The sequence below is a fragment of the Erwinia sp. Eh17-17 genome, assembly GCF_039675725.1.
GTDB lineage: Bacteria > Pseudomonadota > Gammaproteobacteria > Enterobacterales > Enterobacteriaceae > Erwinia.
Genome location: NZ_JBDFQT010000001.1, coordinates 1,153,218 through 1,167,208 on the forward strand (window position 1 = coordinate 1,153,218; position 13,991 = coordinate 1,167,208).

The 13,991-nt window shown below is 58.6% G+C and carries 9 protein-coding genes and 1 pseudogene; 8 read left to right on the forward strand and 2 right to left on the reverse strand.

Annotation, left to right across the window (positions count from 1 at the left end):
- Positions 1 to 3: 3 nt before the first annotated feature.
- Both nirB and ABEH87_RS05130 read right to left on the reverse strand, forming a co-directional pair.
- Positions 4 to 2,799, reverse strand: a pseudogene (nirB, locus tag ABEH87_RS05125) (nitrite reductase large subunit NirB); the annotation flags it as partial.
- Between the two features lie 360 nt (positions 2,800 to 3,159).
- Entirely contained in the window at positions 3,160 to 4,443 is a 1,284-nt protein-coding gene (locus ABEH87_RS05130; RefSeq protein ID WP_346574467.1) for a nitrate- and nitrite sensing domain-containing protein, read from the reverse strand.
- A 463-nt stretch (positions 4,444 to 4,906) separates the two neighbouring features.
- Here ABEH87_RS05130 and ABEH87_RS05135 point away from each other — a divergent pair, with 463 nt between their 5' ends.
- From ABEH87_RS05135 to ABEH87_RS05170, 8 genes are all read left to right on the forward strand, one after another.
- A complete protein-coding gene (locus ABEH87_RS05135) occupies positions 4,907 to 5,419 on the forward strand; it encodes an SH3 domain-containing protein (RefSeq protein ID WP_346574593.1) in 513 nt (170 codons plus the stop codon).
- Between the two features lie 116 nt (positions 5,420 to 5,535).
- Entirely contained in the window at positions 5,536 to 6,753 is a 1,218-nt protein-coding gene (icmH, locus tag ABEH87_RS05140) for a type IVB secretion system protein IcmH/DotU (RefSeq protein WP_346574469.1), read from the forward strand.
- Positions 6,753 to 8,858 (forward strand): type VI secretion system membrane subunit TssM, encoded by a 2,106-nt coding sequence (tssM, locus tag ABEH87_RS05145; RefSeq protein WP_346574471.1) that lies wholly within the window; start codon positions 6,753 to 6,755, stop codon positions 8,856 to 8,858. The genes icmH and tssM overlap by 1 nt, the downstream gene beginning before the upstream one ends.
- A gap of 14 nt (positions 8,859 to 8,872) precedes the next feature.
- Positions 8,873 to 9,571 carry a type VI secretion system-associated protein TagF gene (gene tagF, locus ABEH87_RS05150; protein WP_346574473.1) on the forward strand — a complete coding sequence of 233 codons (699 nt, stop codon included), beginning with the start codon at positions 8,873 to 8,875 and terminating at the stop codon, positions 9,569 to 9,571.
- Positions 9,572 to 9,609: 38 nt separating this feature from the next.
- Entirely contained in the window at positions 9,610 to 10,785 is a 1,176-nt protein-coding gene (gene tagH, locus ABEH87_RS05155; RefSeq protein ID WP_346574475.1) for a type VI secretion system-associated FHA domain protein TagH, read from the forward strand.
- Positions 10,782 to 11,558: a PP2C family serine/threonine-protein phosphatase gene (locus tag ABEH87_RS05160; RefSeq protein WP_346574477.1), complete on the forward strand. Its 777-nt coding sequence runs from the start codon at positions 10,782 to 10,784 to the stop codon at positions 11,556 to 11,558. Before tagH ends, ABEH87_RS05160 begins: the two co-directional genes overlap by 4 nt.
- A gap of 14 nt (positions 11,559 to 11,572) precedes the next feature.
- Positions 11,573 to 12,523 (forward strand): hypothetical protein, encoded by a 951-nt coding sequence (locus tag ABEH87_RS05165; protein ID WP_346574479.1) that lies wholly within the window; start codon positions 11,573 to 11,575, stop codon positions 12,521 to 12,523.
- 34 nt (positions 12,524 to 12,557) lie between these two features.
- Entirely contained in the window at positions 12,558 to 13,985 is a 1,428-nt protein-coding gene (locus tag ABEH87_RS05170; RefSeq protein ID WP_346574481.1) for a serine/threonine-protein kinase, read from the forward strand.
- Positions 13,986 to 13,991: the final 6 nt, after the last annotated feature.

The following is a 13,991-nucleotide window of genomic DNA, read 5'->3' on the forward strand; positions in this document are numbered from 1 at the left end:
ACCTCATGCCGTTGTGGCGTTATCGGCCTGCGCCAAGGGCGTGCTGGCAACCCAGACCTGCCCCTGCTCGACTTTCACCGGCCAGCAGCGCTGGAACAGCGCCGGGTTATCCAGGCTCTGCCCGTTGCTCAGACGGAAGCGCTGTTTATAGAGCGGGGAGATCACCAGCGGTTCACCGCCGCTGTCCCCGAGCAGCCCCCTTGACAGGACATTCGCCTGGGTGCCCGGTTCCCGGTCGTCCAGAGCGTAAACCCTGTCGTCCAGGCGGAACAGAGCAACAGGCTGCGTACCGAGCCGGGCGCCAATACCTGCCTGCGGTGGGATGTCATCCAGCTGACACAGCGCGTTCCACAGGGATACTGGCTGCTCTTCGTTTACCGAGCGGCGGAACAGCGCCAGGCGATCGGGGCTGGCCAGCGTGGTCTGCCATTCGCACTGGTAGCGGTCAACCACCAGCTGCATTTCCTGCTCCAGCTCAGCGGCAACGCCGAGGACATCGTCGATCACCACCTGACGCAGATACTCCAGTCCCCCTTCCAGATTATCCATCCAGACGCTGGTGCGCTGCAGACGGTCGGCGGTGCGGATATAAAACATCAGCAGGCGGTCAACGTAGCGCACCAGGGTCTCATCATCGAGATCGCTGGCGAACAGGTCGGCATGGCGTGGCTTCATTCCACCGTTGCCGCAGACGTAGAGATTCCAGCCTTTGTCGGTGGCAATCACCCCGATGTCCTTGCTCTGGGCTTCAGAACACTCGCGCGTACAGCCGGAAACCGCCATTTTGATCTTGTGTGGCGCGCGCAGCCCTTTATAGCGGTTCTCCAGGAGAGTGGCGAAGCCGGTGGAATCCTGTACGCCGTAGCGGCACCAGTTTGCCCCTACGCAGGACTTCACGGTGCGCAGTGATTTACCATAGGCATGGCCGGTTTCAAAGCCTGCGGCAACCAGCTCCTGCCAGATAGCCGGCAGCTGCTCCAGCTGTGCCCCAAACAGATCGATACGCTGCCCGCCGGTGACTTTGCAGTACAGGCTGTATTTCTGCGCAATCTCACCGATGGCGATCAGTCCTTGCGCGCTCACCTCCCCGGCCGGCATGCGCGGCACCACCGAGTAAGAGCCATCCTTCTGAACGTTGGCGAAGTAGCGATCGTTGGTTTCCTGCAACGGCAGCAGCGCGGGCGTCAGCAGATACTCATTCCAGCAGGAGGCGAGGATGGAGCCGACCAGCGGTTTGCAGATTTCACAACCGCTGCCGTGGCCGTGTTTTGCCAGCAGCTGTTCAAAGCTTTTAATATTGCCCACGCGGATCAGTGAATAAAGCTCCTGACGCGACCACGGGAAGTGCTCGCAGATATCTTTCTTCACCTCTACGCCCAGATCCGCCAGTTGATACTCCATCACCTGTTTTACCAGCGCGGCACAGCCGCCGCAGCCGGTTGCCGCTTTGGTACTGGCTTTCAGCGCGGCCATATCGCTGCTTCCTGCTTTCACGGCGGCACAGATATCCCCTTTGGTCACGTTGTGACAGGAGCAGACCTGTGCGCTATCCGGCAACGCCGCAACGCCGAGTGCCTTAGAGGGTGCCCCGGCGCTCTGCGGAAGGATCAGGCTTTCAGGCGCCTCCGGCAGCGCCATGCCGTTAAGCATCATCTGTAACAGCAGGCTGTACTCGCTGCTGTCGCCCACCAGCACGCCGCCGAGCAGGGTTGTGCCGTCGGCAGAGACCACAATTTTTTTGTAGATCTCTTGCGGTTCATTGGTCCAGTAGTAGCTCTGGCTGCCCGGAGTGGTTCCGTGCGCATCCCCCATCGAGGCGACTTCAACCCCCAGCAGCTTCAGTTTGGTGCTCATATCGGCACCGGTGAATGTGGTCTCTTCCCCTGCCAGCGTGGCGGCCAGCACCCGCGCCATCTGATAGCCCGGTGCCACCAGGCCATAAAGATTCCCCTGCCAGACGGCACACTCTCCGATGGCTCCGATAGCAGGGTCGGAAGTCTGACAGCGGTCATCAATCACCACGCCCCCGCGTGGGCCCAGCGTCAGTCCGGCCTTTGCCGCCAGGCGATCGCGCGGACGGATCCCGGCGGAAAACAGCACCAGGTCGGTTTCCAGTTCACTACCATCGGCAAAATTCAGCCGCAGAGTGCCGTCTTTCTGCGCTTCAATGCTCTGACTGGCCTTGCCGGTAAGGACGTTAACCCCCAGCGCTTCAATTTTACGGCGCAGCATCGCCGCGCCGCCGTCGTCGAGCTGCACTGCCATCAGGCGCGGTGAAAGCTCAACCACCGACGTTTCCAGCCCCAGCTTCTTCAGCGCATTTGCCGCTTCCAGCCCCAGCAGACCGCCGCCGATCACCACGCCGCGGGTTGATTTGGCCGCTCTGGCGGCCAGCGCGTCGAGATCGTCGAGCGTACGATAGACAAAACAGGAGGCATGTTCACTGCCTGGAATCGGTGGCACAAAAGGCGTGGAGCCGCTGGCCAGTACCAGACGGTCGTACCCCTGGACGCGACCGTCAGCTTCACGGACCTGCCGCTGCTGACGATCGACAGCCACCACCATGCGCCCTGTGCGCAGCTCAATGCCGTGTTGCTCAATAAACCCCGGCGGCACCAGCGACAGCTCCGGATGCCCTTTCCCGGCAAAATAGTCTGACAAATGCACACGGTCATAGGCGACGTAGCGCTCTTCGCCGTACACCACAATATGATACTGCTGGTGTAGCTGCCTGCTGACCATTTGCTCCAGGAAGTGCTGGCCCACCATGCCGTGCCCAATCACTACCAGCGTAGGTTTATCCGGATTTTGTGCCATCTCGCTGATGGCGGGGACTCTGCTTTGTGAATTGCTCATCGTTGTCACTTCCTGAAAAAAAAACCATAAAAAAAGGCGTCCTTCCCTCTGCATAATGCAGACGGTTGGACGCCTTTATCCAAAACACTCATCCCGCCATCGTTGGCGGGAAAAATGCCTGTATGTTGTCAGATAACACTGCAAGTGCTGTGCCAGAACCCTGCCTGATTGCGACCGGGTATACTTTCAATACGTTAGCGACCGGTTTCTGCTGACCTCCCGCGCGGCTTCTTCTGCCAGGCACGCCGTTGTGCGCTGTTGTGAAGCGAGTGGTGCCCACTTTTTGTGCACCCGCCGGGGGTTTTACTGTCTGGCGAAAGCGGAAGCCACTGCCAGCAGCGCACTGGCAATGTCGGCCATACGCTTGTTTTGATTCATCGCCATCTTACGTAACGCCTGCCAGGCCTGCTCTTCGCTGTAACCGTGATGCTGCATCAGCAGCGCCCTGGCACGGTCAATCAGCTTACGATCCTCAAGGCTGGCCCGCAGCGCTGCCAGCTCATCATCCTGGTCCTGCAGGCGCTTTGACTGCCGCTGGATTAGCGTCAGTAACGAGCGCCCCAGCTGTGGCGTCAGGCCATCTGCCCGCAGCGGCTCCGCTGACGCCGGTTCCGGCCAGTCCTGCCCGGCAACAAAAACGCTCCACGCAGGTTCATTCGCACTTTGCTGAATCTGCTGTTGCAGGTCTTCCGGGCAAATATCCCCCTGGGCTTCGACTTCGGCAATGCTCTGTCGGCAACGCTGCATCAGCGCAAACGCCAGCCGATCCTCAATGGTTTTCAGATGGTCAATGCGCTGTGACAGGCACTGATACCAGCGCAGCGCCATTGCTGCGCCCGACGTATCCGTTCTTGCCGCGGTACAGGCAATACGCCTCAACCGCTCTATTTCACTTTCACTGTGCGTCATTTGCTGCCAGCGCTGCAGGCTGTCCGGGTCGGCAAACTCAGTAAAATGCTGAAAACTGCGCTCCTGGGCGTCTATCAGCGCCACCATTTGTTGGCTCAACGCCGGGGAAAATTGCCCGGCGGCAAACCCTGCTGCGCCAACGGCTCGTTCCTGCCCGGCCTGCTCCTTCCCCTGCATAAAACTGAACATGGCGATCAGAGCGCGCGAGACGCCCGGATCCGAGGCAGTATCCACCATTTCAAACACCAGGTTGAGTAACTGGCGGATAATGTGGTTGAACTGATCCATTGCCACGCCATGGGTCAACTGGCGTTGACGCACCTGCTGGCGCAGCGCGTCCAGTTCACTCAGCGCATGCAGCCCGGTGGCGATACAGCTATAAAGGCGGCTGGAGACCAGCCAGTCACTGCCGACCTCTGACAGGGCGGGCAGACGCGCCATCACGCCGTCAATACTTCCGGTAACATTGCGCCCGCAGTGCAATAACTCTTCACTGAACACCTGACCCGCAGAACAGAGCCACAGGATGCTGGCCCCGCGTTCACGCTGAATCTCATGAACCAACTGGCTCACCCCGGTGGTGAGCCTTACGCTCTGCAAAAGATGGCGAAGGGTGGCGAGTTCCCGCTGCCGTGAAGCCAGCAAATACGCCAGCGCAGAAGGATAGTGATGCCTCATCAACTTAACTCCGCTGTGTTTTATCGCGTCGGGGAAACGGGCAAAACATCGCCCTCAGGTCGCAGCCGTTCTGGCATTTAACTGAAAATTTACGCATCCCGCTAGCACCGGAATGATTTGGAATTTATTAATCGGATTGATTCATTAAGTTACGTGATAGTTAGCTATCGTTTGGTTTTTAGGCGTCTACCATAGCGCAGAGCGAAATACTGATTATTGATACTAATCAAATTGCCGTTTTGTTCCCTTTCAGGCAGACTCTGTCACCCGGCACTAACATGTTCACCTCGCTCCTGCAATGGTTTCCATTCCCAAAAGCGTCAGGTAAACTGACGTAAGAAATATCTTTATGTAAACCTGTAAAAATTTCCACCCGGAACATGCAGGAGAGTTTGCGTTTTGTTACGCGTTTCCGGGAGAGTTCATAGCACAGATGTTGTGTCTGAAAGAACCTGATTTTTTGATGATATTCACGAGGATCAATGTGAAAATTAGCATCGCGTTTACCCTGATGGCCGTACTCACTTTAGCGGGATGCAAAGCCCCTCCTCCGCCGATCAATGATGACACGGTGGTCACCAGCGTGGTTGATGGCGTAACCCTGACGCATCGTCACGCGGTAAAGGCCCCTGCATCCTTTACACCGGTCAATGAAGAGTACCGGGCGCTGTATAATGCCTCTGTCATGACCAGCCCGGACTATAGCGGTAAAGTGGTGCAATATCTGGAAAACGGTAAGCCATTCATGGTGCTGGGCGAAGTGGAAAACCGCTGGTTTGCCATCGCCGACCCCGAACAACAGCAGCTCATCGGTTATGTACCGCTGAAGGCCGGCGTAAAAAGCGATCGGTATGAAGCAACCCTGCGCAGCGATCGTCCCCGCCCGCGCAAAAACAGCAAGAAGGTGTGCGTTGATGTTGGCGGTAAGAGTAAAGCCTGCCGCAATAATAATACCGCCACCTGGATCCTTGAATAATCGCCTTTACCGTGCGCCTTTACGCTGCCAGGGACGGCAGCCACAGCGTTATTAACCGTCAGGTGAAGCATGACCTTATCTGCCTGCTGGCACACAGCCGAGAATAACAAACCCTGATGACGTCGGAATTTCCCGCTGACCCGAGCACACCGGTCAGCCCAGATAATCCTCTGCTTGCGGCGGCTTCACCGCTGCTGAATGCGATTGTACAAATTCGCCTGGCCGCCACTCATGACGATCCCGCCGGGCTACGCCACCAGCTGATTGATGAAATGCGTCAGTTCGAGACGCGCTGTAAACAGGCGGCTTTGCCGTTTGAAATGATCATCGGTGCCCGTTACTGCCTGTGCGCCGTACTGGACGAAGCGGCGGCGCAGACGCCGTGGGGCAGCCGTGGCGTCTGGTCCGGCAGCGGTCTGCTGGTGTCGTTCCACAATGAAAGCTGGGGTGGTGAAAAGGTCTTCCAGCTGTTGTCACGTATTTCTCAGAATCCGTTCCAGCATCTGTGGCTGCTGGAAGTCATCCACTATTGTCTCCTGCTGGGCTATGAAGGCCGCTATCGCGGAATGGACAATGGTCGTCTGCAGCGGGACAACGTGCGCAGCCGGCTGGCACAGCTTATTCATGACACGCGCGGCCAGCAGGAGTTTCCTCTGCCGCAGACCGTTGAGGTGGCTGGCCCCGTCACGCTGTGGCGCCCCCCGGTCCCGCTTTGGGTGTGCGTTACCCTTGCCACCTTCATCGGCTGCGTGATTTTCTCCACGCTCAACTGGCGCCTGGGGAATGCCGCCGAGCCGCTGCTGCGGCAAATCTGGCAAACGCCACTGCCAAAGGTGGTCGCCGGACAGCGCGGCGCGGCACCGCAGGCCCTGGTGGATTTGCGCCAGCGCCTCAGCGATCTGATTGCTGACCGCCAGCTGGATGTCACCGACACGGCCAACGGCAGTAAAGTGATCCTCTCTTCCGACCGGCTGTTTAGCGACACCACCACGGTCCTTTCTCCTGAAGGGCGCGCTCTGATTGCGCGCGTTGCCACAGCCATGGAGACGGCAAAGGGGACGATTCAGGTCAGTGCATATACCGATAACGAGCGGGTGCGCTCCGGCCGCTTCCCGTCAAACTATGAATACTCCTCTGCCCAGGCGCGGGCCATCAGCACCATGATGATGCAGCTGATTTCCCAGCCGGGCATTAGCGTTCGTGCTCTGGGGCGCGGTGACAGCGGTGCGCTGTTACCCAACGACAGTCCGGAAAATCGCGCGCAAAATCGCCGCGTCGAGATCACTCTGTTCGCCGCCCCTGAGTCAGACGACCACTCCACGGGTAAAAACTGATGCTGAAGACTTTCTTTTCTCTCCTCTCCAGCCGCCTGCTGTGGGGGCTGACTGGCGTCACCGCCCTGTCAGCCCTGATCTGGATGATTGGACCGCTGCTCTCTCTGACACGCTTCCAGACCCTGGACAATCCGCTAAACCGCGAACTGCTGATCGGGCTCTGCTATTTCCTGTGGATCCTGTTACAGCTGATCCCGCAGCTGTATCGCGCCTGGTTCAACAGCAAGCTGCTTACCCGCCTGCAGCTGAGCGCCGGTGACCAGGCCGAACTTCAGGCCACCGGGGAAATGCTGGATAACCGCTTCAGCGAAGCGGCCATGCGGCTGAAGAAAAATCAGTTCGGTAAGCGCAAAGGCTGGCTGCAGCGCTTCAGCGCGCAATATCTGTATCAGCTTCCCTGGTATCTGATTGTGGGCGCACCGGGTGCGGGGAAAACCACGGCGCTGATTAACTCCGGCCTGGAGTTCCCGCTCGGGGACACGATGGGCAAGGCACCGCTGCGCGGTATTGGTGGCACCCGCCACTGCGACTGGTGGTTTACCGAGCAGGCCGTACTGCTGGACACCGCCGGGCGTTACGCGCTGCAGGAAAGCCAGCGCGCGCGCGATGCCAGCGAATGGCAGACGTTTATCACGCTGTTAAAGCGCTACCGTCCCCGCCAGCCGATTAACGGGGTGATCATGACTCTCAGCGTTGCCGACCTGCTCAGCGACCCGGCAGAAGTGCGTCACGCCCAGGCCAGCGCTCTGCGCAGCCGCATGGCCGAACTCCATCAGCAAACCGGAATTCAGTTTCCGGTCTATATTATGGTGACCAAAACCGACCTGCTGAAAGGGTTTTTGAGCTATTTTTCCCGGCTGGATAAGTCACAGCGTGAGCAGGTGTGGGGCATTACCTTCCCCTGGGATGCTGACCGGCAGAGTGAACGCCGCGTCAATGCTCATTTTGAACAACAGTTCGAACAGCTCACCTCACGGCTGATGAGGGAGCTGAGCAGCAGGATGTCACAGGAAAGCGATCTCACGGCGCGTGCCGAATGTTTCCAGTTCCCGCAGGAGTTCAGCGCGCTGCGCCCTCTGCTGGCCGAGTATCTGGATGTGGTCTTCTCACCGGAGAACAACCAGACCCCGTGGGCGGCACGTGGCATGTTCTTCACCAGCGGCACCCAGGAAGGTCTGCCGTTCGATCGGGTGATGGGTGAACTGTCGCGTAAACTGCAGCTTCCTCAGGCACAGGGGCAGTCCATTGCCAGCTGGGACAGCGTTAATCGCAGCGCACCGATCCCGGCGAACAAAGGGCAAAGTTTTTTCATCCACGACTTGATGCGCAATGTCATTTTCAGAGAGAGTCGCCTGGCAGGCAGCGACCGCTCCTGGGAGTCGCGCAACCGCCTGCTGCACCGCGCGGGCTATCTGACGCTGGCGGTCGCGCTGGTCCTCACTTCTACGCTATGGCTGGTCAGCTACAGCAAGAACCAGCGCTATCTGCAGGAGGTCGCGGGCCGGTTACCGCCGGTGACCCAGCAGGCAACACGCCTGGCGGCAGATAACAACGGAGATATCCTGGATCTGCTACCCTTCTTAAACAGCCTGGTCGCTTTACCTCAGAGCAGCCGTTTTGCTCTCGACGCGCCGCCGCTGACCGTGCGCGGTGGGCTGTATCGTGGCGATCAAATTAGTGAGGCTACCTGGGCGCTGTATCAGGGGGCGCTGAAGTCGCTGCTGCTGCCGCGAGTCGCGCAGACGATCACCCGGACTCTGCGCAGTGATAACGGGGAAGATGCAGAATTCAGTCGTAGTGCCCTGCGCGCTTACCAAATGCTCTACCAGCCGCGCAGCTACGACGGTGAATTTCTGCGTGGCTGGGTGATGCAGAATCTGCAACGCAGCCTGCCCGCCAGCGTGACGCCCCGCCAGCTTCAGCAGTTGGACTGGCATTTAAGTCAGCTACTGGATCGACAGATCCTCAGCTCACCTTACGCACGAGACAATGCGCTGATGATCAAGAAATTAGCGTTTAATCTGGACAATACAGGACGTCAGGCTGACAGCGCTGACGCCGCTGCGGCCCTGACGCCTGTTGCAGGGCAGACCGCAGCTAACTGATTAAGGTCATCGATATGGCAGCAAAAAATGACCTGGGATGGTATGGCAAACTGCCTACGACAGGCGATTTTGTTCAGCGGCGCATGTCGGAAGCCCTGATTGACAGCTGGTCGAACTGGTTTCAGCCTGGACTGATTCACTGGCACCATCGCTATGATGCCGACAGCGACCAGTTTGCCCAGGCTCCGGTGTGGAATTTCGTTCTTCCCGCGACCTTAGGTGTGCAGCGCGTGCAGATCGGCTGTGTGATGCCGTCGCGTGACCGTGTCGGACGTGCCTGGCCGTTGCTGGCGGTGCAGAGTGTACCAATGAAATGCTGGCATCCGGCACAGTTGGCGATTTCTGGCGACTGGTATCAGGAGCTGGGCGCAACGCTCTTTCAGGCGGTACAACAGCGACACTCGGTTGACTGGCTGGAGCAGGCTCTTCAGGGTATGACGCCACTGTCGCTGCCGGATACCGGACGTTCGGATATCATGGATGTTATTGGCTATCAGGACCTGCCCTGTTCGCTCGCCTGGCGTGAGGTCGCCACACGCTTTGATCCGCTGCAATACACCAGCTACTGGTGGACGAATCAGAGTGATGGATGCCCGCTGATCAGCCATAAGCACAGCGGTAACCTGACCGCAGAACTTTTTTCGCAGTTATTTCATCCGGCTGCCCGCTTGCAGCCGGGCCGTCACGGACTCTATCCACCGATGTTCGAATAGAGTAATCAGGCCAGCGAGCCTCTTTGCAGGAAAAATGCATGCGATTGACCATTTTACAGAATCAGACCGACGCTCCGGTGACGGCCTGTGATTTTGTAGCGCCGGGCGGCACGATTGGCCGTAGCGTTGACAATGACCTGGTGCTGCCTGACCCCGATCGTGCCATTTCCCGCCTGCAGGCGCTGGTGCACGTGGCCGCCAACGGCGACTGCCGTCTGACAAACCAGGGGAGCGTGATTGCGGTGATCCACAACGGTCGCGAACTGATGCGCGGCTGCCAGGTGCTGTTGGATCACGGCGATACGCTGGCGATTGGACCTTACCAGATTGAGGTCAGCGATCCCCAACGCGCGATTGCGGCCGAACCCCAGGCGCACCTTGACCCGCTGTCGCTGTTTGCTGACGATAGCGATAATCATGACGATCCGCTGGGTATGGGCCACCCTCTGGACGAGTCTGCCCCCCTGCACCATGAGCTGCAGAATGCAGAAGAGATGGGGCTGCGCTCCGCCCGCCAGACCGTGGCACGCCTGGGAATCGATCCGCTCGGGCATGAGGTTCCAGCGGGTCTGCAGGAGAGCAAGGCCGAGGGCACCCGTGAGCAGCGGTTACTGGCAGCATTGCTGGAAGGAATGGGGCTGGATAACACGCTGGATAAAACACCGCTGACCGAAGAGCAGATGCGCACCACCGGGCGAATGCTCAGCCTGTTTTCGCAGGGAACGGTCGCATTACTTTCGTCGCGCTCGATCCTCAAACGCGGGGTGAAAGCAGAGATGACTATGATCCTCAACGAGGCGAACAACCCCTTTAAAATTTTACCTTCGGGTAAAACCGTCCTGATGCAGATTTATCAGAGCCAGATGCCCGGATTTATGCCGCCAGAGCAGGCGGTGCGCGATGCACTGGTCGATTTACAGGCCCACCAGCTGGGCATGATTGCCGGTATCCGCGCCATTATTGCCGCCATGCTGCAATCCTTTAATCCGCAGCGGCTTGAAGAGCTGGCCCGCCGCGATGGCGTGCTGCCGCGACTCGCTCTGAGCAGCGGCAGAAAAGCCGCGCTGTGGGACTACTTTATGCGCCACTACCAGAGTACCGCTGGTGAAATCGAGGATGACTTCCACACCCTGTTTGGCGAGGCCTTTTTGCAGGCCTACGACATGGAAGTGAATCAATATAAAGACTCACAAATTCGCCCGGAAGACGCATGAATATTCAATTTTCGTCTACCAGCCAGATCGGTGCGCGTGAGAGTAACCAGGACACCACCGGCACGCTGCTGGGGCCACACAGCGCCTGTTTTATGGTCTGCGACGGCGTGGCAGGCAGCGCCGGTGGCGCACTGGCCGCGCAGATTGCCAGAGACACGCTGTTGGGCCAGCTCAACGGCTATCAGCCGCTGCTTCCCCAGCACACCGCGACGCTGATTGAGAATACCGAGCAGGCGATTGTTAATGCACAAAGGAATAATCTGAATTTCAGCAAGATGAGCACCACGATGGCCGCGCTGTTTATTGACCGCGACGCACTGCGCGCCTGGTGGGTTCACGCCGGGGACAGCCGGGTCTATCACTTCCGCCGGGGGGCGATCCATACCGTGACTCGTGACCACAGTCTGGTCCAGCAGTTAGAGGATGCAGGGTATGAAAATACGGGAATTAACAGCAACTTACTTTACAATGCGCTGGGTGCCGATGTCTCGCATCCGCACGGCTTCAGTGAGGTCGCTGCACTGGAAGACGGTGACGTATTCCTGATTTGCACCGATGGTTTCTGGAGCAATCTCACGCCAACGGAAATGGAACAGGCTTTACGCATGGTCAATTCCCCTGAGGAATGGCTGGCACTGATGCAAAAAGCCATCGACCGCAGCGCAAAAACAGATAATCTGAGCGCCGTGGCCGTGTGGGTTGGTTCCCCACAGGAAACCACCTTACTCTTTTCAATGGCGGATTCTGCCCGTTTTCTCCCGCCACGCGATTAACACCAAGGAATGTTATGAAATTTTGGTTGCCCGCTACTCTGACTCTGTTGTGCGCCACCGCAGCTCAGGCGGCAGACTATCGTGTGGTGTACTCCCCCAGCCTTGAGCTGGAGGTCTTTATTGATGATGTCACCAGCAACACGCCCGCCGCGTGGTGCCAGGAAACGCTGAATCTGCGCATTGTCTCCGGTAAAAGTAAGGAATCTGGCGTGCTGACCAGCTTCCTGCCGCGCGTGGGAAATCTGCTGCAGAACCAGTGCGGCAAGCTGCTGGAGCTTCCATGGCGGATGACCAACGGCCAGGGCGCTGTACTTGCGACCGGCACCGCGGCCAAAGAGCAGAGCTGGCGACCGATCGTCACGGCGGATGCCACCGCGACGGCGACGGCCAGCAACGCCGCCCCCCTTGATATCTCGCAGCCTGCCAATAGCGCACCGCTGCAACATTTCGATCTGCCGGGTGGCTGCCATTTCCGCACCTGGTGGGATGACAACGGTCAGTCGCTGTTCATTCCTGATGACAAAACCATGAACTGTTCCACCGAAGGCTGGCTGGAAGGAAGTACCCGGCTGACGCTGTCGCACAGTAATAAGAGTGAGCCGCTGGCGGTGAACTTCTACCAGGGGTATCCGCTTACCCACCTGCACCCGGCACCGGAGTCACTCGACGTGGTGGCCGTCAATAATCAACGCCTGGTGCTGGCGCGCGCTGATGCGCCCGGCAGCTGGCTGGTACTGCCGTTTAATCACAGTCTGCACGTCTGGTCTTTCGACGGCACGCTGCTGGTCAAAATGGATAAAGCGCAGGCCAGCGACGGCGCTGCGTTAAAAGCACGGGTCGATTCCGTGCGTAACACCTGGTCAGGCATCATCGACGCAGGCGTAAAAGTCAATGTGCTGTTGGTGGATGACCTGCACGCCGAACTGGCCGACCCGGCGATTGGCGCCTGGCGCACCGTTAATTAACTACCGCTTAACAGCACGCCAGGAGAATTTCACTATGTCGGCAAACGAATCACAAAAAAATATTCCTAATGCCCTACCGGCTGGCTACCGTTTTAACGAGTTTGAAATCAAGGAAGTGATAGGCGGTGGCGGTTTCGGCATTGTGTATCGCGCCTGGGATAATCTGCTGGAGCGCACCATTGCTGTTAAAGAGTATATGCCGGTGTCACTGGCCAGCCGCAGCGAAGATCTGTCGGTCACGCTGCGCGGGGAACGCTATCAGCGCCTGTTTAATGCCGGACTGAACAGTTTTATCCAGGAAGCCCGCCTGCTGGCACGGTTTAATCATCCCGGCCTGCTGCACGTGCTGCGTTTCTGGGAAGAGAATGGCACGGCCTATATGGGGACCCTGTTCTACAGCGGTATGACGCTGAAAGAGTGGCAGCAGACCAGCCCGGAAACCATTAATGAAGCGTGGATCCGCCAGCTGCTACCGCCGCTGTTTGGTGCCATTAACACCCTCCACCGCGCCGGTTATCTGCATCGTGATATCTCGCTGGATAATATCCAGATTCAGGACAACCAGTTACCGGTTCTGCTCGACTTTGGTTCGGCGCGCAAAGAGATTGGCAATCTCTCTGATGAAACAGAGATTATGCTGAAACCCGGCTACGCGCCGATTGAGCAGTACAGTGAAGAAGGCGACAGCGATCAGGGGCCCTGGACCGATATTTACGCGCTGGGCGCGGTGCTGCATACCCTGATCGTTGGCAATCCGCCGCCGGTGAGCGTCGTTCGCTGTATTGAAGACCACTATCAGCCGCTGAGTACGCTGCGCCCGGAAGGCTATTCTCTGCCGTTACTGTACGCCATTGACCAGGCGCTGCAGATGGATCACCAGCAGCGTCCGCAGTCTGTCGATGAACTGGCCGCGCTGATTGACCTGCCGGTGAGCGAAATCGATGAGCTGGTAAGCAAGGTGGTGGAAGCCCAGGAAGAGCCTGTGCAGTTGCCGGACCCGGAGCCGGTAGTGCTGGCGGTTAACCCTGCCGCCGGGGCTGCCGAACCGGTGATGGCGCCGCGCGTCGCAAAACGTCTGTCGCGACCGCTGTTGCTGCTCAGCGGCGTGGCGGCAATCGCCGTGGCGGCAGTAGTCTGGGGGCTTAACCGCAGCAGCGATACGCCGCCGGAACTGTCGGCCGCCGCCAGCAATACCTCCGGCAGCGGTGCGGCTTCCACCGTCAGGACGCCGGGCGCAGCCAGCGCACCGGTGATGGCAACCGTCTATCTGAAGTTAAACAGCGATGAATCTCTGTTGTTAAACGGCAGCGTGATGGAGGTGAAACCCAATAACAATGGCTATGCGTCACTCAATCTGGCGGCCGGGGATTATCATCTGGAAGTTCGCCGCGCTAACGGCGTGCTCAGTCAGCAGCTGAAGATTGACCGTGCCGGTACCTGGCTGATCAATCCGGGGATGTAGCATAGC